The sequence below is a fragment of the Streptomyces sp. NPDC039609 genome (assembly GCF_055596705.1).
Genome location: NZ_JBVIUJ010000008.1, coordinates 235,763 through 260,039 on the forward strand (window position 1 = coordinate 235,763; position 24,277 = coordinate 260,039).

Annotated in this window: 18 protein-coding genes; 5 read left to right on the forward strand and 13 right to left on the reverse strand. The window is 72.1% G+C overall.

What is annotated here, in order from left to right; all coding sequences use genetic code 11:
• Positions 1-48: 48 nt before the first annotated feature.
• From ACZ561_RS24945 to meaB, 3 genes are read left to right on the forward strand one after another with little or no spacing between them, the layout of a single operon-like run.
• A complete protein-coding gene (locus tag ACZ561_RS24945; RefSeq protein ID WP_470998976.1) occupies positions 49-1,857 on the forward strand; it encodes a methylmalonyl-CoA mutase family protein in 1,809 nt (602 codons plus the stop codon).
• Positions 1,857-4,034, forward strand: coding sequence for a methylmalonyl-CoA mutase (gene scpA / locus ACZ561_RS24950; protein ID WP_376431324.1), 2,178 nt, complete (start codon positions 1,857-1,859; stop codon positions 4,032-4,034). Before ACZ561_RS24945 ends, scpA begins: the two co-directional genes overlap by 1 nt.
• Entirely contained in the window at positions 4,031-5,032 is a 1,002-nt protein-coding gene (gene meaB / locus ACZ561_RS24955; protein ID WP_470998978.1) for a methylmalonyl Co-A mutase-associated GTPase MeaB, read from the forward strand. Before scpA ends, meaB begins: the two co-directional genes overlap by 4 nt.
• A 12-nt stretch (positions 5,033-5,044) precedes the next feature.
• Here meaB and ACZ561_RS24960 read toward each other — a convergent pair whose 3' ends face one another.
• From ACZ561_RS24960 to ACZ561_RS25005, 10 genes are all read right to left on the reverse strand, one after another.
• Entirely contained in the window at positions 5,045-6,595 is a 1,551-nt protein-coding gene (locus ACZ561_RS24960; RefSeq protein WP_470998980.1) for a sensor histidine kinase, read from the reverse strand.
• Positions 6,592-7,332, reverse strand: coding sequence for a response regulator transcription factor (locus ACZ561_RS24965; RefSeq protein WP_470998982.1), 741 nt, complete (start codon positions 7,330-7,332; stop codon positions 6,592-6,594). Before ACZ561_RS24965 ends, ACZ561_RS24960 begins: the two co-directional genes overlap by 4 nt.
• 63 nt (positions 7,333-7,395) lie before the next feature.
• Positions 7,396-8,919, reverse strand: coding sequence for a streptophobe family protein (locus ACZ561_RS24970; protein ID WP_470998984.1), 1,524 nt, complete (start codon positions 8,917-8,919; stop codon positions 7,396-7,398).
• A gap of 289 nt (positions 8,920-9,208) precedes the next feature.
• The gene (locus ACZ561_RS24975; RefSeq protein WP_470998986.1) at positions 9,209-11,548 is read right to left on the reverse strand and encodes an MMPL family transporter; all 2,340 of its coding nucleotides are present in this window, start codon (positions 11,546-11,548) and stop codon (positions 9,209-9,211) included.
• 332 nt (positions 11,549-11,880) lie between these two features.
• Complete coding sequence (locus tag ACZ561_RS24980) at positions 11,881-12,912, reverse strand: pyridoxal-phosphate dependent enzyme (protein WP_470998988.1); 1,032 nt, start codon at positions 12,910-12,912, stop codon at positions 11,881-11,883.
• Positions 12,833-13,864 (reverse strand): GHMP family kinase ATP-binding protein, encoded by a 1,032-nt coding sequence (locus ACZ561_RS24985; RefSeq protein ID WP_470998990.1) that lies wholly within the window; start codon positions 13,862-13,864, stop codon positions 12,833-12,835. Before ACZ561_RS24985 ends, ACZ561_RS24980 begins: the two co-directional genes overlap by 80 nt.
• Positions 13,861-14,697, reverse strand: coding sequence for a Rossmann-like domain-containing protein (locus ACZ561_RS24990; RefSeq protein ID WP_470998992.1), 837 nt, complete (start codon positions 14,695-14,697; stop codon positions 13,861-13,863). Before ACZ561_RS24990 ends, ACZ561_RS24985 begins: the two co-directional genes overlap by 4 nt.
• A gap of 20 nt (positions 14,698-14,717) precedes the next feature.
• Positions 14,718-15,515 carry an ABC transporter ATP-binding protein gene (locus tag ACZ561_RS24995; protein ID WP_470998994.1) on the reverse strand — a complete coding sequence of 266 codons (798 nt, stop codon included), beginning with the start codon at positions 15,513-15,515 and terminating at the stop codon, positions 14,718-14,720.
• The gene (locus ACZ561_RS25000; RefSeq protein ID WP_470998996.1) at positions 15,512-16,654 is read right to left on the reverse strand and encodes a FecCD family ABC transporter permease; all 1,143 of its coding nucleotides are present in this window, start codon (positions 16,652-16,654) and stop codon (positions 15,512-15,514) included. Before ACZ561_RS25000 ends, ACZ561_RS24995 begins: the two co-directional genes overlap by 4 nt.
• On the reverse strand, positions 16,644-17,663 hold the full coding sequence (locus ACZ561_RS25005; protein WP_470998998.1) for an ABC transporter substrate-binding protein: 1,020 nt from the start codon (positions 17,661-17,663) through the stop codon (positions 16,644-16,646). The genes ACZ561_RS25000 and ACZ561_RS25005 overlap by 11 nt, the downstream gene beginning before the upstream one ends.
• A gap of 144 nt (positions 17,664-17,807) precedes the next feature.
• Between ACZ561_RS25005 and ACZ561_RS25010 the strand changes: the two genes are divergently transcribed.
• Complete coding sequence (locus tag ACZ561_RS25010; RefSeq protein ID WP_470999000.1) at positions 17,808-19,076, forward strand: MFS transporter; 1,269 nt, start codon at positions 17,808-17,810, stop codon at positions 19,074-19,076.
• Positions 19,077-19,203: 127 nt separating this feature from the next.
• Here the strand turns inward: ACZ561_RS25010 and ACZ561_RS25015 are convergent, their stop codons facing one another.
• From ACZ561_RS25015 to ACZ561_RS25025, 3 genes are all read right to left on the reverse strand, one after another.
• On the reverse strand, positions 19,204-20,325 hold the full coding sequence (locus ACZ561_RS25015; protein ID WP_470999001.1) for a DNA alkylation repair protein: 1,122 nt from the start codon (positions 20,323-20,325) through the stop codon (positions 19,204-19,206).
• Positions 20,326-20,800: 475 nt separating this feature from the next.
• Positions 20,801-20,983, reverse strand: coding sequence for a hypothetical protein (locus ACZ561_RS25020; protein WP_470999003.1), 183 nt, complete (start codon positions 20,981-20,983; stop codon positions 20,801-20,803).
• Positions 20,984-21,123: 140 nt separating this feature from the next.
• Positions 21,124-22,800, reverse strand: coding sequence for an SWIM zinc finger family protein (locus ACZ561_RS25025; RefSeq protein WP_470999005.1), 1,677 nt, complete (start codon positions 22,798-22,800; stop codon positions 21,124-21,126).
• Between the two features lie 165 nt (positions 22,801-22,965).
• On the opposite strand from ACZ561_RS25025, the gene ACZ561_RS25030 reads away from it, so the two are divergent.
• Positions 22,966-23,637, forward strand: coding sequence for a hypothetical protein (locus ACZ561_RS25030; RefSeq protein WP_470999007.1), 672 nt, complete (start codon positions 22,966-22,968; stop codon positions 23,635-23,637).
• Positions 23,638-24,277: the final 640 nt, after the last annotated feature.

Here is a 24,277-nt window from a genome sequence, read left to right on the forward strand (position 1 = left end):
AGCCATGTGGCCTGCTGCTCCTTTGTTCACCTGACCTAGCATCCGAGCATGACAGTCCTTCCCGACGACGGGCTTGCCCTCGCCGCCGAATTCTCCGACGCGACCCGTGAGCAGTGGCAGCACCTTGTGTCCGGCGTGCTGCGCAAGTCGGGCAAGGAGGTGGAAGGCGCGGCCGCCGAGGACGCCCTCTCCACCACGCTGGAGGACGGGCTTCGCGTCCGCCCGCTGTACGCGGCCGACAACGCCGCACCCGAGCCCGGCTTCCCCGGTTTCGCCCCCTTTGTCCGGGGCAGCAGGGCCGAGGGGAACACCCAGGGCGGCTGGGACGTACGCCAGCGGCACACGGCCGCGGACGGCCCCACGGTGCTCGCGGACCTGGAGAACGGCGTCACCTCGCTCTGGCTGACCGTCGGAGAGGGCGGCATCCCGACGGCCTCGCTCGGCTCCGTCCTCGACGGCGTCTACCTCGACCTCGCCCCCGTGGTCCTCGAAGCCGGCCACGAGCTCGAAGAGGCCGCCGAGGCATTGCTGCGCCTGTACGCGGAGCGCGGCGTCGCGAACGAAGCCGCCCGCGGCAACCTGGGAGCCGATCCCCTCGGCCTCGAGGCCCGTACGGGACAGGCGTCGGAGTTCGCGCCCGCGGCCGGACTCGCGCGGCGGTGCGCCGAGGAGTACCCGGGACTGCGCGCGATGACCGTGGACGCGCTGCCGTACCACGAGGCCGGCGGCACGGCCGCTCAGGAGCTGGGCTGTTCGCTGGCGACGGGCGTCGCGTATCTGCGGCAGCTCACCGAGGCGGGTCTCAGCGTGGAACAGGCCTGTGGCCAGCTGGAGTTCCGGTACGCGGCCACCGCCGACCAGTTCCTCACCATCGCCAAGCTGCGGGCGGCACGCAGGCTGTGGGCCCGGGTCGCCGAGGCGTCCGGAGCGAGCGGCGCGGGCGCGCAGATCCAGCACGCGGTGACCTCGCCGGTGATGATGACGCGCCGCGACCCCTGGGTGAACATGCTGCGCACGACCGTCGCCACCCTGGCCGCCGGCGTGGGTGGTGCCGATTCCGTCACCGTGCTGCCGTTCGACCACGCACTCGGACTGCCCGACGCGTTCGCGCGCCGAATCGCCCGCAACACCTCGACGATCCTGATCGAGGAGTCGCACCTGTCCCGGGTGATCGACCCGGCGGGCGGCTCCTGGTACGTGGAGCGCCTCACGGACGAACTCGCCGAGGCCGGATGGGAGTTCTTCCGCACCGTCGAGCGTGCCGGCGGTCAGGCCGCCGCGCTGCGGTCCGGGATGATCCGCGACCGGCTCGCCGAGACCTGGTCGGCCCGCAGCACGAAGCTCGCCAAGCGGCGCGAACCCATCACCGGCGTCAGCGAGTTCCCGCACCTGACCGAGAACCCGGTCGTCCGCGCGCCCGCGCCCGAACCCCTGTCAGGCGGCCTGCCCCGCGTACGCCGTGACGACGCGTACGAGGCGCTGCGCGCCCGCTCCGACGCCCACCTCGCGGCGACGGGCACCCGGCCGCGGATCTTCCTCTCCACCATCGGCCCGGCCGCGGCGCACACGGCGCGGTCCACGTTCGCCGCCAACTTCTTCCAGGCGGGCGGCATCGAGCCCGTCACGGACGGCACCTTCGAGGAGAGCGGCGCGAGCGAGGCCTGCCTCTGCTCCAGCGACGCGCTCTACGAGGAGCAGGCCGCGGCCCGCGCGCAGGAGCTCCGGGCGAGCGGCGCCGGGCATGTGTTCCTCGCCGGACGGCCCGCCGAGCACGCCGGTGTGGACGCCTTCGTCTTCGCCGGCTGCGATGCCGTCGCCGTACTCTCCGCCACGCTCGACCGCATGGGAGTGTCCTGATGTCCATCCCCGATTTCTCCGCGATCGAGCTGGGGACCCCGACCGCCGACGCCGGCGCCGACGAGTGGCGGTCGGCGGTCAAGAAGGCCGCCGGCGGTGACGACCTGCTCTGGGAGACCCCGGAGGGCATCGCGGTCAAGCCGCTCTACACCGGGCAGGACCTGGAGGGCCTGGACTTCCTGGAGACGTACCCGGGCATGGCCCCGTATCTGCGCGGCCCGTACCCGACGATGTACGTCAACCAGCCCTGGACGATCCGTCAGTACGCGGGCTTCTCCACGGCCGAGGAGTCCAACGCGTTCTACCGGCGCAACCTGGCGGCGGGCCAGAAGGGGCTTTCGGTCGCCTTCGACCTGCCCACCCATCGCGGCTACGACAGCGACCACCCGCGCGTGACCGGCGACGTCGGCATGGCGGGCGTGGCCATCGACTCGATCTACGACATGCGGCAGCTCTTCGACGGCATCCCGCTGGACAAGATGACCGTGTCGATGACGATGAACGGCGCCGTGCTTCCCGTGCTCGCGCTGTACATCGTGGCGGCCGAGGAACAGGGCGTGCCGCCCGAGAAGCTGGCCGGGACCATTCAGAACGACATCCTCAAGGAGTTCATGGTCCGCAACACCTACATCTATCCGCCGAAGCCGTCGATGCGGATCATCTCCGACATCTTCGCCTACACCTCGCAGCGGATGCCGCGCTACAACTCCATCTCCATCTCCGGGTACCACATCCAGGAGGCGGGTGCGACGGCCGATCTGGAGCTGGCCTACACCCTCGCCGACGGCGTGGAGTACATCCGGGCGGGACGGGAAGCGGGCCTGGACGTGGACGCGTTCGCCCCCCGGCTCTCCTTCTTCTGGGCCATCGGCATGAACTTCTTCATGGAGATCGCCAAGATGCGGGCCGCCCGGCTGCTGTGGGCCAAGCTGGTCAAGCAGTTCGACCCGCAGAACGCCAAGTCGCTCTCCCTGCGCACCCATTCGCAGACCTCGGGCTGGTCGCTCACTGCGCAGGACGTCTTCAACAACGTCACACGTACGTGTGTCGAGGCGATGGCGGCCACCCAGGGCCACACCCAGTCGCTGCACACCAACGCCCTCGACGAGGCGCTCGCCCTGCCCACCGACTTCTCGGCGCGGATCGCCCGGAACACCCAGCTGCTCATCCAGCAGGAGTCGGGCACGACCCGGGCGATCGATCCCTGGGGCGGAAGCGCCTATGTGGAGAAGCTGACCTACGACCTGGCTCGCCGCGCCTGGCAGCACATCCAGGAGGTCGAGCGGGCGGGGGGCATGGCGCAGGCCATCGACGCCGGCATCCCCAAGCTGCGCGTGGAGGAGGCCGCGGCCCGTACGCAGGCCCGCATCGACTCCGGGCGCCAGCCGGTCATCGGAGTGAACAAGTACCGGGTCGACGCCGACGAGCAGATCGACGTGCTCAAGGTCGACAACTCCTCCGTGCGCTCCCAGCAGATCGCCAAGCTGCGGCGGCTGCGGGAGGAGCGCGACGAGGCGGTCACCCAGGACGCGCTGCGCGCGCTGACGAACGCGGCGGACCGCGGCGACGGCAACCTGCTCGCACTGGCCGTGGACGCGGCCCGCGCGAAGGCGACGGTCGGTGAGATCTCCGACGCCCTGGAGAAGGTGTACGGGCGGCACGCGAGCCAGATCCGTACGATCTCCGGCGTGTACCGCAACGAAGCCGGCGACTCCCCGTCCGTGGAGCGCACCCGTACCCTCGTGAACGCCTTCGCCGACGAGGAGGGCCGCCGTCCGCGCATCCTGGTCGCCAAGATGGGCCAGGACGGCCACGACCGCGGCCAGAAGGTGATCGCCACCGCCTTCGCCGACCTGGGCTTCGACGTGGACGTCGGCCCGCTCTTCCAGACGCCGGCCGAGGTCGCGCGCCAGGCCGTCGAGGCGGACGTGCACATCGTGGGCGTGTCGTCGCTGGCGGCCGGTCACCTGACTCTCGTACCGGCGCTGCGGCAGGAACTGGCCGCGGAGGGCCGCGAGGACATCATGATCGTGGTGGGCGGCGTCATCCCGCCGGCCGACGTCCCCACGCTCCTCGAGATGGGTGCGGCGGCCGTGTTCCCGCCCGGGACGGTGATTCCGGACGCGGCGCACGACCTGGTGCGGCGGCTGTCGGCCGGTCTCGGGCACGAGCTGTGATCGACGTTGACGCGTATGTGAAGGGTGTACTCGACGGGAAGCGGGCGATCGTGGCCCGCGCCATCACGCTCGTCGAGTCCACCCGCCCCCAACACCGGGCTCTGGCCCAGCGGTTGCTGACCGAGCTGCTGCCGCACAGCGGGAAGGCACGCCGGATCGGGATCAGCGGTGTGCCGGGGGTCGGGAAGTCGACGTTCATCGACGCGTTCGGCACGATGCTGACCGGCCTCGGCCACCGGGTCGCCGTCCTCGCCGTCGACCCCTCGTCGAGCCGCACGGGTGGCTCGATCCTGGGCGACAAGACGCGGATGGAGCGCCTCGCCGTGGACCCGGCGGCCTTCGTACGGCCGTCCCCCACAGCGGGAACGCTGGGCGGGGTCGCCAAGGCGACGCGTGAGTCGATCCTGGTGATGGAGGCTGCGGGCTACGACGTGGTCCTCGTCGAGACCGTCGGTGTCGGCCAGTCCGAGACCGCCGTCGCCAACATGGTCGACTCGTTCCTGCTGCTCACGCTCGCGCGGACGGGTGACCAGCTGCAGGGCATCAAGAAGGGCGTCCTGGAGCTGGCGGACGTGGTCGCCGTCAACAAGGCGGACGGACCGCACGAGCGCGATGCCCGTACGGCCGCCCGTGAACTGTCGGGCGCGCTGCGGCTGATGCAGAGCCGCGACGCGGCCTGGTCCCCGCCCGTCCTCCACTGCAGCGCCCGCGAGTCGACCGGCCTGGACACCGTCTGGGAGCGCCTCGAACAGCACCGCACCCTGCTCGACTCGACCGGCAGCCTCGCCGCCCGCCGTCGCGACCAGCAGGTCGACTGGACGTGGACCATGGTCCGCGACGACCTCCTGGGCCGGCTCCATGCGGACCCTTCCGTCCGCGCCCTGGCCCCCTCCCTCGAACAGCAGGTCAGAAACGGCCAGTTGACGGCAACTCTCGCCGCGGAACGCATCCTGCGCGCGTTCGAGACCGCCGGAGGGACCGCCCCGGAGGACGTCTGACCGCGTCCACGGTCACGCACTCCCCTCGCCGCCACCGTGCGACGGTTCGGGGAGGGGGAGTTCGATGCGGAAGGTGCAGCCTTCGCCCGGGGCTGTGTCGAGGATGATGTGGCCGCCCTGGGCGGTGACGAGGGCGTGGGCGATGGCGAGGCCGAGGCCCGAGCCGCCGGTGGCGCGGGTGCGGGAGTCGTCGGCGCGGTAGAAGCGGTCGAAGACCCGGTCGCGTTCGGCGGGGGTGAGACCGGGGCCCTCGTCGGCGACTTCGAGGACGGCGTGGGTGCCCCCGGTGCCGACACCGATACGGACCGGGGTGCAGGCGGGGGTGTGGGTGACGGCGTTGCCGATGAGGTTGGTGACGACCTGGCGGAGCCGGGCCTCGTCGGCGACGGCGGGGGCGGTGGACGGCTTTCCGCCACCGGGACCGGTCAGGGTCACCGGCCGGGTCGTGTCCAGGGCGCGTACGTCGTGGAGGGCATCGGCGGCCAGGGTGCGCAGGTCCATGGGGGCGAGGTCGAGGGCGAAGGCCGGTCCCCGGTCGGCGTCGGCGCCCGGGTGGGTGCCCTCGTCGAGGCGGGCGAGGAGCAGCATCTCCTCGACGAGCCGGGTGAGGCGTTCGGACTCCGCGGCGATCCGGGTCATGGTCTGGTCGACGTCGTCCCGGGTGGGCAGGGCACCCATGCGGTAGAGGTCGGTGTAGCCCTTGATGCCGACGAGGGGCGTACGGAGTTCGTGGCTCGCGTCGGCGAAGAAGCGCCGCGTTCTCGCTTCGGCCTCCGCGCGGGCCCGGAAGGCCGTGTCGATCCGGCTCAGCATCTGGTTCAGGCAGGCGGTCAGGCGCCCCACCTCGGTGTGGGGGGCGGCGAGTTCGGGGACGCGGTGCGAGTAGTCGCCGGCGGTGATGGCCGTCGCGGTCTCCTCGATACGGGTCAGGGGGCGCAGTCCGGAGCGGACGGCGAACCAGCCGGCGACGGCCAGCGCCGCGAGCAGTGCGGCGCCCACCGTCAGCGAGAGGTTCCGGGTCTCGGCGATCGTACGGTCGACCTCGTCGAGGGAGGTGGCCACGAGGACGCTGCCCCTGGCGTCGGACCGTCCGGGCGGGAAGACCTGGTCGGGCTGTGTGAGGGCGATGACCCGCCAGCTGTGGTCGCCGTCGTGCGCGGGAACGGTGAAGGGGCGGCCCTCGTGGGCGACGACTCCGGCGCGGTCGAGGGCGGGCAGGTCGGGGCCACCGCCCGGTGGCGCGGTGCTCGTGTCGAACGACCTGCGGGTGGCACCGTCGTCGTCCAGGTAGGTCACGGTCGTGTCGCCGAGGACGCTGAGCGCCTGCACGCCGGGCGGAGTACCGGTGCCGGAGGGCGGTGACAGACGGGCGGCGATCTGCCCGGTCAGGACGAGCCGGTCGTCGACCCGGTCCTGGAGGTAGGCGTGCAGGGCCGTGGTGACGAACATGCCCGTGCCGAGAAGGCCGACGGCGACCAGGGCGATGGACAGGAACAACAGACGGGTACGGAGCGACAGCCGGCTCGGCCGGGGCCGGCTCGGCGACAGCGTCGGGCGCTTCACGGCCGGGGCTCCCTCATCACGTAACCGACGCCCCGGACGGTGTGGATGAGCTTGGGCTCGCCGGTGTCGACCTTGCGGCGCAGATAGCTGATGTACGTGTCGACGATGCTGGGGTCGCCGCCGAAGTCGTACTCCCACACGCTGTGCAGGATCTGGTTCTTCGTCATGGTCCGTTCCGCGTTGGCGACCAGGAAGTGCAGGAGGCGGAACTCGGTCGGGGACAGCCGCACGGTCCGGCCCGCCCGGGTGACGTGGTGGCTGTCGGGTTCGAGTTCCAGATCGCCGACGGTCATCCGGGCCGGCTGCTCGCCCCGGGTGCGGCGCAGCACCGCGTGGATCCGGGCGATCAGCTCTTCGAGGTCGAAGGGTTTGGTGACGTAGTCGTCGCCACCGAGGCGCAGACCGTGCAGCCGGTCCTGGCGGTCGTCGCGTGCGGTGACGAAGAGAACCGGGACGTCACCGCCCCGTCCGAGCCGGGGTGACCGGGGCTGGGCGCGCAGTCGGCGGATCACCTCGAAGCCGTCCATGTCGGGGAGCATGACGTCGAGCAGGACGAGATCGGGGGTGCGCCGGGCGGCCAGGTCGAGGGCTTCCCGGCCGGTGGCGGCGGCGTCGACGTCGAAGCCGGCGTAGCGCAGCGCGGTGCGCAGCAGTTCCCGGACGGTGGGTTCGTCGTCGACGACGAGCAGATGGTCCGGGCGCGCCACGGTACGGGAGGGAGGTGTCGGTGCCGCCATGGTGTGGATCTCCTCCTTCACGGACACGGGCTGGGCCGACGGGGTGACGGTCGGCAGGGCTTCTCAGGAGATCACACGGGGCTTCACGGGGCCGACTCGGACGGGACTCTGGATGCGGACCGGGCGAGGGCGGATCCTGCCGGGCACCCCCGCGACGCTGTTACGGCCCCGGGCCCGCCGGCCGTGCAGGCGGCTGCCGCCGTACGCGGCGAGGGCGGCCAGGACGCATCCGACGAGCGCGGACAGCCCCGGGCTTCCTTCCAGGCCGGCGGCGACGCCACCCAGCTCGCCGCCCATGACGGTGATGCCGATCCGCAGCGACCCCCTCGCCAGCAGCGGGAGCACCAGCATCGAGACGCCGACCGCGATGCCCGTGCGCAGGGCGATCTCCACGTGGCGGCCGAGCAGGGACTCGGATTCCTCCCGCGGGGTGCGCGCCGGGGTACGGCCGGCGGCGATGTACCCGGCGATCACCAGCAGGAAGAGCATGAGCGGCAGCGCGATCAGCCAGACCGGTACGCCGGCGCCCGACCAGCCGCCGAGGTCCACGGACCTGTCCGCGCCCGCCGCCTCGCCCTGCGCCCCCGCGCCGATCATGCCGAGCAGCCCGTCGCCCTCGGACTGCAGCCGGTGCACGCCGGCCTCCCAGGAGGTGCCGAAGCCGGTGGTGAGCAGCGCGGCGACCAGGTTGGGGCCGATGAGCAGCAGCATCCCCGCTGCCTCGGCGGCCTGCTCACGGCCGGTCAGGGCGGCGGCGCCGGCCACCAGTGCGGCAGCCGGGGCCGACCAGCACAGCACGGCCGCCAGCCCGGTCAGGGTGGAGGTGACGGCGTTCCACTTCCGCCGGAGCCGGCCCAGCGCGATGGGGCGCGGGAGTGTCGTACGGCGGGCCGCGACGCAGCCGACCGCAAGGACGACGGCCACCCACAGCAGGCCGAAGAAGACGGTCGCGGCGGTATCGGTCTCGAAGGTGACCGAGAACAGCCCCGGGACGAGGTCACCGACGCTCCCGTCGCCACCGCCGGTGAAGCGGCCGAACGCCCCGGCCGATGGGCCGTCGCCGAACCGTTCCGTCACGCTCTCGGGCAGCCGGGCCGTGCCATGGGCCAGGCCGGCGAGGACCGGGAGGGCCACCGCCGCGGTCACCACCGCGCCGCCGCACCGGGCCCACAGCATCGCCGGGGCGGGCCGCGGCCGCCGGTGCAGGGGCCGGAAGAAGGCGATCGCGAGGACGGCGGTGCCCAGGAAGGTCAGGGTCAGCGGGGTCATCGCCGCCTCGCCGTCCAGGCCGAGTTCGAGACCCCCGCCGAGGCCCGCGAGCAGCCCGCCGAGGCCGCCTCCGTCGGCGGACTCGGACGCGGCGGAGGTCGTCGACTCCATGGTGACGTCGCCGCCGACGGCCATGCCGACGACCGTCGGCACCAGGCGGGAGAGCGGCGCGACGGCGCCGACGCCGAGGACGGCCAGGGCCGCCCATGCGGTGACGGCCATGACCACGAGGGCGGTCGCGACGGAGAGGGCCCCTTCGAGGGCGTGACGCCATGGTGTGACGGGAGGAGCGGCGTGCGGCGGCGGGGCTGCGGACATGGGCGGGCTCCTTGTTGGAGAGGCGTTCGGGGCGGGCCGGCGCGCGGCGGGCCGAGCGGGGGCTGCGTATCGCGTGCGCCCGGGCGGCGAGGGCGTTCGGGCACGGGCGGGCGGCGAAAGCGCTCCGGCACGGGCCCGGTGCGGAAGACGCTCCGGCACCAGGCGGGCGGCGAAGACGCTCCGGCGCCGACCCGGTGCGGAAGACGCTCCGGCACCAGGCGGGCGGCGAAGACGCTCCGGCGCCGACCGGGTGCGGAAGACGCTCCGGCGCCGGCCGGGCAGGGACGACTCAGCTGCTGGCCGGGGGGATGACTGAGCTTCCGGAGGGGCGGCTGCCGCCGCTTCCCGCGGTCTCGACGACGGAGTCCGGACCGGCACCGGGCGCGGTCGACACCGCCGTCGCCTCGCGTGGGGCTCGTTCGAGCCGTTCGCCTTCGACGTCGAGGTCCGGGACGAGCCGGTCCAGCCAGGCGGGCAGTTGCCAGGCGCGCCGGCCGAGCAGGGCGAGGACGGCCGGTACGAGTGCCATGCGGACGACGAACGCGTCGAAGAGGACGGCCGCGGCGAGCCCGAAGCCGACGGTCTTGAGCATCTGCTCGTCGGAGCCCAGGAAGGCGGCGAACACCGAGATCATGATCACGGCCGCGGCGGTCACCACCCGCGCACTGTGCTCGAAGCCGCTGATCACGGATTCCGACGGCGACTGCCCGTGCACATACGCCTCGCGCATCCTGGTCACCAGGAACACCTCGTAGTCCATGGCGAGACCGAAGACCACACCGACCATGAAGATCGGCATCACCGACATCACCGGCCCCGGTACCGCGACCCCGAAGACGGCCGCCGCCCAGCCCCATTGGAAGACCGCGACCACCGCGCCGAGCCCGGCCAGGACCGACAGCAGGAAGCCCAGTGCCGCCTTGAGCGGCACGAGGAGCGACCGGAAGACGACGATCAGCAGCAGGAACGCCAGACCGACGACGAGTGCCAGGTACGGGATCAGCGCGTCGGACAGTTTCTGCGAGACGTCCACGTTCATCGCCGTCGTACCGGCGACGAGGACGCGGGCGTCGCTCGCGCTCGCGAGCGCCGGGTCGCGCAGTGCGTGCACGAGCTCGGCCGTCTCCTCGCCGGCCGGCGAGGTGGCAGGGACGACGTTCAGCACGGCGGTGTCGCCGGACTGGCTCAACCGCGGCTGCCCGACGGCGACGACATCCTTCCTGCCACGGATCTGCTCGCCGACGCTCTTCGCGGCCGCTTGGGCGCTGCCGCCGTCGGCGGCCTGGACGACGACCGTCAGCGGGCCGTTGTGGCCCGGGCCGAAGCCCTCCGCGATCAGGTCGTAGGCCCGGCGCTCGGTGGTCGACTGGGACTTGCTCTCGTCGCCGGGCAGCCCCATCTCCAGGGAGGCGGCGGGGACCGCGACCACGCCGAGCAGGACGACACCACCGAGGAGCACCGCGACGGGCCGCCGAACGACGAACCGGGCCCAGCGCACACCCATCCCGGCCGGCGGAGCGCCACCGGTGTCGCTCCCCCGGCCCGCGTCACTCCCCACGTCCGCGCCCTTCCCCCGGCCCGCGTCACTCCCCCGGCCCGCGCCCCTCCGTCGCCGCCGCGGACGTGCCGGACCGATCCGACGGCCGCAGATCCCGAGCACGGCGGGAATGAGGGTGACGGCGATCAGCACCGCGATGACGACCGTGCCGGCCGCGGCGAGACCCATCTGCGTCAGCATCGGGATACCGACCACGCACAGCCCGGCGAGGGCGATCACCACGGTCAGACCGGCGAACACCACCGCCGACCCCGCCGTTCCGACCGCATGCGCCGCCGCCGCCTCGCGGTCCCGGCCACGGGCGAGTTCGGCCCGGTAGCGGGAGACGACGAACAGGGCGTAGTCGATGCCGACGGCCAGCCCGATCATGGTGGAGAGGCCGGACGTGGTCGAGCCGAGACCGAGCGGCTCCGCGAGGACCCGGATCGCCAGCCCGCCGATGCCCACACCGAGTACGGCGGTGAGCAGCGGAAGTCCGGCCGCCAGCAGCGAGCCGAAGGTGATGACGAGCACGACGGCGGCCACCGCCAGGCCCACGGCCTCCGAGGAATGTCCACCGGCCACCGCGTTGACGGCGTTGCCGCCGACCTCGACGGCCAACTCCCCCGAGCCCGCCTGCTCGACGGTGTCCCGCAGGGCGGTGCGGGAGGCCTCCTCGAGCTCCGACGCGGGCACGGGGTAGGAGACCTGCGCGTAGGCGGTGGTGCCGTCCGCGCTCACCGACCGTGCGGTGAACGGATCGGTGACGCGCGCGACGTGAGGATCGTCGGCGAGGGCTCGGACCGTCTCCCCGATCGCCTTCTTCGCCTCCGGGTCGGTGACCTTGCCGTGCTCCGCCCGGAAGACCACGCGGGCGGTCGCCCCGTCGGCGTGCAGCTGCGGGAAGCGCTCCTCCAGCAGGTCGTACGCCTGCTGTGCCTCCGTGCCGGGCATCGAGAAGTCGTTCGGCGGCGGGGCCGGTGCCCTCCCGGCCAACACCCCCGTCCCCACGAGCAGGACGACCCACAGCAGGGCGACCAGCCGGCGCCTCCGGAAGGAGAGGCGGCCGAGACCGCAGAGGAAGGTGGCCACAGCAGCGGCTCCAAGTCAGGTCGATGCTCATCGGAAGACGGCACCGACGCTGTCAGCCCTCCCTGACCGCACCCGGAGAGATCCTGGGAGCTTTCTGAGAACTCGTACCGCCCGCGGTACGGCGGAAGCGGACCCAACCGGACATACCACCGACCTCCGCTGCGTGATTCACAGAAAGCTCTTCGAATGGCCGGTCAGCCCGGCGTGCGGGGCAAACACTCCCAGGACCTCCTCGACGAACTCGACGAACTCGACAGGCCCACTGACACGGCGTGGCACGGCAGGGCTGCGGCCACGGACCCACCGACCGATCAGGCGCCGGGGCCGACGCCCTAGGCACCCACGTGCGCGCTGCCCGGCGCCGGCGCGCCGGCGCGGTTCCAGGCCATTCGGGACCAGGGGAGGGTCAGTTCGCTCTGGTCGGCGACCTCCCGGGGAGCCAGGTCCATGACCGGGGTGGCCTCGTGGTGGCGGGCGTAGACGGTGTCGATGTAGCGGTGGCCGGTGTCGGGGGCGAGGAAGAGGACCGTTCGCTGGGTGGCGCGGTCGCGTTCGTGGCGGGCGGCCAGGTAGCCGGCGCCGGTCGAGAGGCCCGCGAAGAGCGCGTGCCGGCGGAGCAGGTCGATGCTGCCGGACAGGGCCGCGTCGAAGGAGATCCAGTGCAGGGTGTCGTACAGCTCGTGCGAGACGTTCTCGAAGGGGATGGAGCTGCCGATCCCGGCGATGATGATCTCGGGGTCCGCGACGTGCTCGGCGCCGAAGGTGACGCTGCCGTACGGCTGGACACCCACGAGTTCGACGTCGGCCGGGCCATCGGGGGCGGCGCGCAGATAGCGGGCGAGGGCGCCCGTCGAGGCTCCCGAGCCGACCCCGCCGACGACGGTGAGGCCGTCCGCTCCGGTCGCCTCCCGGATCCGGTCGGCGATCGCGCGGTAGCCCAGGTAGTGGATGTCGTCGTGGTACTGCCGCATCCAGTGGTACTCGGGGTGCTCGGCGAGGATCTCGTGGATCCGCTCCACCCGCCGCTTCTGATCGAGCTTGAGGTCGCTGCAGGGCTCCATCTGTTCCAACGACGCTCCGAGGATGCGGAGTTGGGTACGGAGTGTGTGGTCGACCGTCGTCGAGCCGACGATGTGACAGCGCATGCCGTGCCGGTGACACGCCAGGGCCAGCGCGTACGCGTAGATGCCGCTGGAGCTGTCGAGCAGGGTGTCCCCGCGCCGTACGACTCCGGTGTCGAGCAGATGGCGCACCGCCGCGAGCGCGGAGACCACCTTCATCGTCTCAAAGCGCAGGCAGACGAGCCGGTCGTCGAGCCGTATCAGGTCCGGCCGGCCGATCGCCTCCGCGATGTGCTGGTCCATCCAGGATCTCCTTGAGGGTGGTGAACGTCGTGAAGGCCCGCGTGGCGGGGATGCCATGGGCGTCCAGGGCGCGCAGACAGCTGCGCACGCGGTACCGCAGGCCCGGCGCGGCGGCGTCGAACAGCACGCCCGCCACCGCGCCGCTGTGCGCGATCTGCACGCCCGCCGCCCCGACCCGGCGGGCGATGGCTGCCAGTGCGTCGAACTCCGGGTGACCCAGGACCTGTTGGCCGCGTCGGGCGCTGGCGGTGGCGACCTCCCCGAGGAGCCGGGCGTCGCCGGTCGCCACCGCCCGGCGCAGCAGCGTGCGCAGCCGCTCGAAGTCGCGGATGTCGGCGTCGGCGGCCTCCCGCACGGGCAGGGCGAGGGTGTCGACCGGCGCGCCTCCGCCGAGGGTGCAGCCCACGACGACCAGGGGCGGCAGCGCCGGACCGAGGACCTCCAGGACACGGCCCTCCCGCTGGGCGAAGAGCACGGGCCGCCCGTCCAGCATCAGCGGATCACAGGCGAGTTCGGCGCTCACCGCGAGCCGGGCCACCGTCTCGGGGGCGAGCCGGAGCCCGTACGCGTCGGCCACCGCGCGCACGGTGGCGATCACATCGCTCGTGGAGCTGCCCATGCCCAGGCCCACCGGAATGTCGCCCGAGATCCGCAACTCCCCTCCACAGGAGGGAAGTCCGGCCCGCTCCGCGCACTCTGCGACCGCGAGGACCGCGGCCTGCGCGGCCTTGGTGCGGTCGGCCGGTACGACGGTGAGCGCATCGGGCGCGGTACCGGGGCGGGGGACGAACTCGGCGCTGCTGCCCGGACCGGCCATGGGGAGGGTGACGAGGCCCGCGCACCGGCGTCCTTCGGCGTCGAGGAAGACACCCTGGAGGATCTCGCCGTGGTGGCAGGGCGCGCACCCCGTGCCGGTGGAGACGCGTGCGGCCGGGCGCGCGACGGGAATCACGCGCCGCCCACCGTCCGGTAGCGGTACAGAGCCGTCTCCTCGGCGCTGAACTGGGAGAAGGGGAAGGGTTCCGCGGACAGCGCCGTCACGCCCGAGCCGAGGAAGGCACGCGCGACGGCGCTCCCGGTCTGCGCGTACACGATCACCGGGATTCCCCGGGACCGGCAGCGCTCGAGGACGGTGTCGAACGAGCCGTTGCTCAGCGTCATCCCGGTGACGACGACCGCCTCGGCCCGGTCGAGCACCTCGTGCATGTCGTCGGTGACGGGGTCGCCCCACTGGGTGGCCTCGAGGTTGAAGTCGCACGGCAGCGGTTCGCCTCCGCGCTCGCGGATCGCCGCGACCAGCGGGTTGACGACGCCGATGAGGCCGACCTTCGCGCCCTGCTCGATGTCGAGCAGGCCCGCGATGGCCGCGTCGCGGGCCTTCGCGCGGACCTCGGGGGTACCGGCGGGAAGGGTGACGGGCTCGGCGTCGCCCTCCTCGGCGGCGACGCGGTGCGGGCGGACCTCGGAGAGGTACGCGTCGAGGGCGGCGATCCGCAGCGGGCGCGGGGCCTCGCGCAGCAGGGCGTCGAGCGGGGTGCCGGAGGAGTCGTGGCAGATCGAGGGGTCGATCTCGCCGGCCTCGAAGGCGCAGCCGCCGAAGGAGCCACCGAGGCGGACCAGGACGTACTGGTTGAGGTACGTGGTGTCGCCGCCCGCCAGGCGGGTGCCGTGGTGGATCCAGAACACGCTGGTCGCGACGAGTTCCGAGGGGAGCGGGCCGTGTTCGCCGGCCAGGACGGCCTCGACGAGTGCGTCGACGGAGAGAGCGGGGGCGGTCACAGTCATGGGATTCCTTTCGCGGAGCTTCACAGGGCGAGTTGGGGCGCCGGGAGCGGGCTGCCGAGCGGTCGGCGGTAGGTGACGGCCGGGTGTCCCAGCGCGTCGGTGGTGAGTTCGGCGTCGACCTCGAAGACCTCGGCGAGCCGCTCGGCGGTCAGGACGGCCGCGGGGGTGCCGGAGGCGATCAGGCGACCGTGGTGGAGGAGCAGGAGCCGGTCGCAGTACCGGGCGGCGAGCGACAGGTCGTGCAGCGCGACCAGGACTGTCCGGTCGGTACCGGTCAGCCTCTCCATGAGTTCCAACTGGTGTTTGACGTCGAGGTGGTTGGTGGGCTCGTCGAGGAGGAGTGCGTATGGCTGTTGGGCCAGCGCGCGGGCGATGTGGGCGCGCTGCCGCTCACCGCCCGAGAGCGCCTTCCAGGAGCGGCCGGCGAGCGCCGTGAGTCCGACGCGCTCCAGCGCGGCGGCGACCACGGCCCGGTCGGTGGCGTCCGGTCCGCGCCAGCGGTCCCGGAACGGGGTGCGTCCCAGGCCCACGACATCCGCGACCCGCAGATCGCTGTCGGCGCCCGAGTCCTGTTCGACGAAGGCGACATGGCGGGCGATCCGGCGCGCGCTCCAGTCCCGTACGGGCTCGCCGTCGTAGCGGACCGTGCCCGCGTCGGGGGCCCGGAGCCCGGCAAGGCAGCGCAGCAGAGAGGACTTGCCCGAGCCGTTGGGCCCGAGCAGTCCGACCGTCTCGCCGGGGGCGATGTCCACGCCGACCTCGTGTACGACGGGGGTGCCCGCCACCGACCAGCTCAGCTTCTCGGCGGTGATCCTCACAGCTCACCCCGCTTGCGCAGGACGAGGAGGAAGAGCGGTACGCCGAGCAGGGCGGTGATCACGCCGACAGGGACCTCGCGGGGTGCGAAGGCGATCCGTGCCAGCGCGTCGGTCCACACCAGGAACACCGCCCCCGCGAGCGCCGCGTACGGCAGCAGCACCCGGTGCAGCGGCCCGACGAGGAACCGCACCCCGTGCGGGACGATCAGCCCGACGAAGCCGATGGCACCGACGGTGGCGACCGCCACCGCGGTCAGCGCGGCCGTGACGACGAGCAGGAGCATCCTCGTGCGTCGCACGCCGATGCCGAGGGAGGTGGCGGTGTCGGTGCCGAACGCGAGCCCGTCGAGGGCGTTCGAGCAGAGCCAGGCGACCGCGAGACCCAGCGGGGTGACGATCGCGCAGACCACGACCGTGTCCCAGCGGGCGGGCGCCATCGAGCCGAGCAGCCAGTGGGTGACGGCTCGCGTGGTGTCCGCGTCCGCCGAGGCCATCAGGACGAGTGAGGTCAGCGCCGTGAAGAGCTGACCGACGACGACGCCGGTCAGGACGATGCGTACGGAATCCAGGCCGGTACGCCGCAGCAGCAGAAGGAGCAGCCCGAAGGAGAGCAGCGCGCCGGAGAGCGCACCGCCGGTGACCCCGAGGGTGCTCGCACCGACTCCGAGGACGACGACGGTGACGGCTCCCGTCGACGCGCCGGAGGAGACACCGAGCAGGTACGGGTCGGCGAGCGCGTTGCGGGTGACCGCCTGGAGCACCGTGCCGCACACGGCGAGCGAGGCGCCGACGAGGGCGGCCATCAGCACGCGCGGCAGCCGCAGGTCCCAGATGAGCGAGTCGGCCAACGGCGGCAGCGGCTGTACGTCCAGGCCGAGATGGGCCCCGAGGACGCGGCCGAGGTCCGTCCAGCCCACGTCGGCGACACCGATGCGCACGGCCGCCGCCACCGAACCCGCCAAGGTGACCGTGGCGAGGAGCAGAAGGGCCGCTTGGGCGCGTCGGGACCGGACGGACTGCCCGGATCGGACGGACCGCCCGGCCGGCTCTTCGACGGCGCCCTCCGTCACCACCCGCCCGCGTGCCGCCGGCAGCAGCAGGTCCACGGATCCGGTGCGGGTGTCCGGTTCAGCGGACATACCCGAGGTCCTTCATGCCCTGGGCCAGCAGCCCGAGGGCGTGTACGGAGCGTACGGACGGGTCCAGCTCGATGCCCGGCACCGTGAGGATCCTGTTGTCACGGACCGCGGCCAGCCGGGAGATCACCGGGTGCCGGGTCATGGTGGCGCGCTTCTCGGCGGCACTGTCGCCGGGCCTGCCTCGCTCGGACAGGTCGCCGATCACGATGAAGTCCGGGTCGCGCTCGGCCACTTCCTCCCAGGAGACCTCGGGCCAGTCCTCGTCGACGTCGTCGAAGGCGTTCTTCGCGCCGACGATCCGGCTCATCTCACTGGGCAGGCCGGTCTTCCCCGCCACGTACGGCATCCCGTTGAAGACGGAGTAGAGGTAGACGACGGTCGGCCGGTCCGCTCCCTGGGGAACCTCGGGGGCGTTCTCCCCCGCCTTGGCGACGGCGGCGCGCTGCTCGGCCGCGAGCCTGCCGGCCCGCTCCTCGGTGCCGAAGACCTTGCCCAGATTCTCGTAGTCGGAGAAGAGCAGCTCGAAGGGGGTCTTGCCGGCCGGGTTCTGCTGAGGGCAGTCCACGGCGCTGACGAAGGTGGGGACCTTGAGGGATTCCAGCTCCTCGCGGGTGCCGGCGCGGTCCTTGGTGTAGAGGTCCGCCGATCCCGCGACGACGAAGTCGGGTGTGGCGGCGCGCAGTTGCTCGCCGGTGGCGATCTTCGGGGCGACGACCGGGACCGTGGCGTACGCGGCCTGGTACTGCGCGGGGATCTTCGTCTTGAGGTTGGCGGTTCCCGCCATCCGGTCCTGGAGTCCGAGTTCGAGAAGGGTCTCGGTCGAGGTCTGGTCCAGGGCGACGGCGCGCTGCGGCGGCTCGGCGAAGGACTGCTGACGGCCGCAGCTGGTGACGGAGGCCGCCTGGGCCGCGGGCTTGGTGTCCGTGTCGGGACCGCCGGCCGCCGTGGAGCAGCCGGCGGTGGCGAGGGCGAGGGTCAGGGCGATGCCGAGACGGGCGGGATGGCGCATGGGTTCTCCGGTCTGAGGGGGCAGGGCGCTGCACCGGGCAGGAGTGCCGCGTTCGAAAGGGTACTGTAACGACAATCATTTTCATTAACCACCTCGGGGTGCGGTTCGCCGAGCCGCACCCCATCCCCAAGGAGCAACCCCACCGTGGCCACCACACCCACGCCGACAACCCCCAAGTCCACTGCCCCGCCCCCGCGTTCGGTCCTCCGCGACCCCGCCTTCCTGCGCCTGTGGGCGGGCACCACCGCCTCCGGGCTCGCGACCTGGGCCCTGCCCTTCGTCCTCGGACTCGCCGTACTCCACCGCGACCTCGGTGCCGCGGGCCTCGGCCTGGTCCTCGCCGCCCGTACCGTCGGCTTCCTCGTCGCCGTCGCCGTCGGCGGCGTCCTTGCCGACCGGCACTCCCGTCGCGCGGTCGTCCTCTGGTCCGCCCTCGCCGCGGCGATCGCCGCGCCCCTCCTCGCCGCCGGTCTGGGGCGTTCGCTCGTCCTGATGACGGCCGCCGCCGTTCTCGCCGGCGCCGGACAGGGCGCCTGCCGCCCGGCCTTCCAGGCGCTCACCGCCGAGATCGTCGACCCCGAGCGCCGTCAGCAGGCGAACGCCGCGATGACCATGGCGGTACGGAGCTCCACGCTCGCCGGACCCGCGCTGACCGCGCTGCTCGCGGCCTTCCTCGACGTCTGGACGCTGCTGCTCGGCATCGGCCTGCTCTGGCTGGTCGCCGCGCTGGTCCCGGGCAGGGGCGGCGCCGCGCGCGCCGCGACGGAGGAACCGGCCACCGCGGCCACCCCGCACGCCGGCCTCCGTACGGAGTTCCTGGAGGGCATACGCGAGGCGCGCCGCCACCCCTGGTTCCTGGCCGGACTCGGCGCCCTTGTCGCCGTCATCGCCCTCGGCTACTCCGCCACCAGCGTCGCGCTGCCCCTGATCAGCCGGGACCGGTACGGCACCGAATGGGTGCTGGCCGCCGCCATGACCGCGTACACCGTGGGCGCGCTCGCCGGCGCCCTGGTCATCGCCCGTTGGCGACCGCGCTCCCAGGGCTGGGCGGCCTTCGCCGGACTGGCCGCGTACGGCGTCGCACCACTGAGCCTGATGCTGCCCGTCCACCCCGTCGTGGTCGTCGCCGCGTACGCCGTCGCCGGGATCGGGATCGAGCTGTTCAACGTCCCCTGGTTCACGGCCACCCAGCGCGAGGTCGCCCCGGACAAGCTGGCCCGCGTCTCCTCGCTGGACTTCCTGGTGTCCTACGGCCTCGCGCCGATCGGCCTCGCCCTGATCGCCCCGGCGACATCCCTCTTCGGGGTCACGACCGTACTGGCCGTCTGCGCCGCCGCCTGCTTCCTCGTACCGGCCGCGGCGGCCCTGGTACCGACCGCCCGCCACTTCGGCCGTACGCCCACGACGGGCTGAGACGCGACCGACCCGGACGCCGCCACGAGGGCACCGTCCCCGCACGGCGGATCGCACCGCTCACCGGCGGCGGCCCGGTCGCTCGGGCGGCAGCCGCAGGCGGCGCCGAGACCCGACCGGAAGCCGCTCAGGTGTGCAGGTCGAATCGCTCGGTGGCCTGGACGAGACCGTTCACCTGGATGTCGACGGTGTGCTCACCGGCGTAGTACCGGCGGGTCTGGACCTCCTTGATCGCATGGGTCTTCTCCAGGGACCGCCGCTCTCCGGGGCCGAGTTCGAGGGTGGTCAGCTTGAAGACCTTCGGGATGCTGCGCCCGTTCTTGCGCAGGTGGTGCACCACGTAGTCGACCGCGATGCTGTGCGCCCGGTCGTCGGTGTTCTCGATGTCGAAGCTGATGAGGAGGGTCTCCCCCAGCGTCACCGACCGGGGGGCGATCGTCAGCCGGAGTACGCGGACATGCTCGCCGCCCGTGGCCCCGAGAAGGGCGAGGGCCTGCTGGTCGCCCTTCTTCACCAGGGTGCGCAGTCCGTGCTTCACGATCCAGTCGGTCTCAGGGGTCGGGCTCTCCTCCAGCCACCGCAGCGCGGTCGCGAGCGCGAGATCGGGTGCGTCCTTGGAGATGTCGTTGAGGTTGTTGGCGACGGACGTGCGCACATACCCCGAGGGGTCGCTGCGCAGTGGTTCGAGGATCTCCAGGACGGGCCGGGGGTCCTTGACGAACACGGTCAGGGTCCGGGCCCAGGGCAGACGGGAGCGGATTCCCTCACTCGCCAGGCGCCGCACGTTGTGGCTCGGGCTCAGCGCCCACCGGGCGACGCGCTCCGTCGTCGGCGCGTAGTGCTGTTCGAGATAGGGCCGGATCGCGTACTCGCCCGTGTGCCGCTTGGTGATCTCCTCGATGGCGTCCAGCGACAGGCCGGGGTGGTCGAGCCCGTACTCCTCGACGAATCGCGCGACCGGCATGAGGAACCAGCTGGAGGTGAACACGCCCTCACCCTCGGCGAGTTCGTCACCGAGGATGGCGAGCAGGATCGGTACGGCCTCGGCGTAGTCGGCGGGCAGGCGGGTACGCAGACCCTCGGCCAGGACGAGGACACGGTCCTTCAGCTCCTTGCCGGGAATGCGTGAGGCGACCTCGGCCGCGTAACTCTCCACGTCGAACTGGGGGTGGACGACTCGGATCCTGTCGCCGATCAGGCGCGCCGCGTCGGCGTTGAAGTGTCGCTTGAGCCCGTATTCGCCGGCCATGGTTCTGGTGCCTCTCCGTCTCGTTGTTCTGGTTGCCGGCCATCACCACGCCCAGCACCGTGGATCGGTGGACGAGCGGGATCCCTCGGAGCCGGCCCTCCTGGTTCTCGGGGTTGCCGGCGCCGATCCCCTGCGTGAACACGACGGCGGTCTCGTCCTGCGGCACGTTGCCGGGCGCGTGTGAGCGGCACTGTAGCCAGGCGACACGTCTTGGCTTGGCGCCATCCAGGACAGACCGCCACCGAGAACGCTGAACCTGCCGTCACGGAGCGGTCGCACGGCGACTCGCGCGCCTTGCCTCCGCCCAGCGCGCACCGTGCTTCGAGCGGCAGACCCGTCAGCCCTGGTGGGCGGCCGACGGCAGGGATGGAGCCACTGAGCGACCGGAACCGGCTCGTGGCGGGACCTCGCGGTGCGCGCCATTCACCACCCGCCAGCCGGTACAGGCCCGTCAGACGAGTGGTGGGGTTCGTTCTCAGCCGCGTACTGGTCCGCGGGTGTCCTCGACGAGCACGGAGGGCTTGATGACCTTCACCGCGGCCTGGTGGCCGGCCGCGGACTCGCCCAGGAACACCTGTCCCATGCCGCCGGAGCCGATCCGGCACACGAGGGCGAAACCCCCGATCTCCTTCGGGTCGTCATCCCTCAGTGGCTCCACGGTGTCACGCCTCCCCCTTGCGGTCCGCACCCCACGACTCCGCGCGGTGGACCTACCCGGACCGGGAGGCAGTCTATGCAGGTCCTCCATCGTCCTGTACCGGCTTCCCCCGGAGGCGCCCCCAGGCGCGACGGTCGTCGTCACGAGCCTGACAGGCCGTGGTCGTCCATCAGTCGCATCAGATTCCGCTTCCGCTTCTGGGCGGCGCGCAGGTCGGTGATGTACGCGGTGAAGTCGTCCGGTGTGCCGAGGCGGCGGTGACAGTCGCGGATACCCAGAAGCAGGCTGACGAGCTGTTGGTAGGCGCGGTTTCCGGTCTCGCGAGTGAGGGGGACGGCCAGGCGGAGGTAGACGGCGAGGGCGTCGGCGGGGCGGGTCGGGCGGGACCGGTCGGCGAGGGTGAGCCACTGGCCGTCGTGGGCGCCGTACTCGCCAGCTGTCCGCCAGGCGGCGTCGAGGTCCCCGTCGTCCAGCAGGATGTCGACCAGGACCCGGCCACCGCGCGTGTCCGCCCGTTCGGCATCGGCGCGGAGATGCGCCAGTGCGTTCTCGCGCTCGGTCGGCCAGCACGCTGCGGCGACGGCCGTGGCACGCAGCTGCTGGTAGGTGAGCAGGGTGCGGCGGGCCGCGAAGTGGTCCCGGCGCAGGGTTACGGCGTCGGCGGGCCGGCCGGTCCGGGTGTAGCGGTCGGCGAGGTGGTCGATCAGGGCGGTGTCGACGGTGGCGAGGTCCTCGGTCTCCCGGATGCCGCGCTCGGCCCATTCCAGGGCTTCGGCGGTGCGGCCGACGGTGTCGAGCTCGCGGGCGATGAGCAGATGGGTGTGACCGTTCGGCGCGAGGTCGGCGGCGTGCACGGCGACCACCGTGTCGATGTCCCGTCCCGACTTCGCGAGGCGCTGCATCAGGTGCTTCTCGGCCCAGCCGGTACGGTTCGCCTGCCACGCCTCGACCGCGTACCGGCGCAGGGCGGCCATCCCCCGCTCGCCGAGCAGGTCCTCGTAGTCGAGCGGGTCGATGTCCGTCAGGTCGGCCGCGTCGTCCAGAGCGTGCGTCACCAGCCAGTGCGCGAGTTCCTCCAGGTCGGGGCCTGCCGCGCGGCAGGCCTCGTGGTGGGCGTCGGCCAGGCCGACGCCAATCTCCCCGAACCGGCCGTCGGAGTCATCGACGCTTTCGATCACTGCGGCCAGCATCCCGATCGCCTCCCGGGCCAGAGCGATCGAGTCGGCCGCCCGGCCGGAGGCCGTCAGTGACCGGATCGCGTTGACCGCCTGCGCGGCCTGGTCGGCGTAGGCGTGGACGTCGGCATACTCGACGTAGCCGTACCGGGCGAAAGGGCCGCTATCGAGCAACTCGCGGATACGGGAACGGATCCCGGCCACGTCGCCGCGGGCGCTCGCCGCCCGCAGTTCCAGACGCCTCCGCAGGCTCCGGTCCTCGGCCATCTCTTCCCGTACAAGAGCGAGCAGATCGTCCCGTGACATGCCGGTCAGCCAGGCGTCGAGGCCTCGGATCCGGTCCCGGGCAGCCTTCCGCCGGCGAGGCAGGTCGGCTTCCTGGGCGATCACCGTCAGACCGAGCGCGACCAGATGCTTGCAGAAGTTGCCCTCCTGACCGTACGGGCAGTCGCACGTGCCCGCCGGCTTTCTGCGCCCGCCCAGGAGCAGCTCCACCTCGTACCGCTCCGTGCCGCGTACCGACGCCCTGATCCGGCCGTCACCGAACTCGACCCCGGACACTTCGTCGACATAAGCAAGTCCACGCTCGAACGAACGCTCCCCGGCCAGCGCCCTCAACTTCGCTTCCGTAAGACCGCCCACGCCTCTCCGCGCTCCGCTCCGGCTCGGACTCCCCAAACGGCCCCCACAGTAACGGGCCCATCCTCGTGTCAGGCCGTCAACAACCGATTCTCTGGGGTGCCTCACGCCCCGGCTGTATGGTCGTCGACCACCCCGGCTCCCCGGACCTTCCGCGAAAGGTGCCGCATGACCAAGCCCGCCACTGTGAACCTGACGAAGGCCTTGTCCACGGTCTCCCTGGACAAGCACGGCGTGACCTCGGGAATGATCAAGGTCAACCTCAACTGGACCTCGCCACAGGCCGCCGCCCAGAGGGCGGCCGGCGAGGCCCGTGGTCTGTTCGGCCGGGTCCGGGCGTCGTTGCGCTCGGTTGCGGCCAGGAAGGTGGATCTCGACCTCGGCTGCATGATCCGCTGCACTGACGGCTCCAAGACCGTGGTCCAGGCCCTGGGCAACGCCTTCGGCGCGGTGGACCGCTTCCCCTACGTCGCGCTCGACACGGACGACCGGACCGGGGCCCGGGAGACGGGAGAGAACCTGGTCATCAACCTGGACCACCCGGCCGAGTTCCAGAAACTCCTGCTCTTCGCCTACATCTATGCAGGGTCCGGCGACTTCCGCGGCCTCGACGCGGTGGTGACTCTGACCTCCGACCGCGGCGACCGCTTCCGGGTGGTTCTGGACGAATGCCCTCCGCAGGCACACGCGTGCGCCATCGCGCTCATCAAGCGCCAGAAGGGCGAACTCGTCATCGGACGCGAGGTGCGATGGTTCACCCCGGCGGACGGTCCCGGAGTCCAAGACGTGATCTCCCGCGCGTACCGACTCGGCATGAAATGGACCCCCGGCCGGAAATAACGCCCCACGATCAATGACACCATCCGTCCCCGTCAGGTAGGTCATAGGTCGAGGGCGGACCATTGGAACGGCCGCCCAATGAACGTCAGCTCGCGGTACTTGAGTGGGGTGGCAGTGGGGTGTCCCGCCGACGGATGGGAGACCAGCTCCTACAAGACAACGTGCCAGGCACTCTGGAGGTCACCCTTCGCGGCGAAGCTGCCGAACCCAGACGTCTCGGCGAGATCGAAGCGGCACACCAGAAGCGCAACCTCAGGTAAGCCTCCATGGAATAAGCCCGCACCCAGTACGCCGAGGCGTACCGCGTCAGGCACTTCGAGGCGCAGGCAGCAGCATGGGGCCACGCCACCCAACTAACGGCGTACGTGAGCGCCGTTCGCACGCGAGTCGAGACCATGCCACCGGGGCAGGCTCGAGCCGAATCCGAGGCATGGATCGACTGGGCGGCAGCCACCGTCGAGCGCCTCGACCCGCTGAGCACGCCACCCCGGCTGCCCAATCCCCGAACCACGAGCCGACGACCTGAAGCCCTTCCTCGGGCACTGGAGCCCCTCTGGCCACTGACACGACATCCGCCAGACACTCGCCCCAGGATCACGGAACATCACGACCGAGAAGCAAAGGGGCGGGGCCGGCCAAC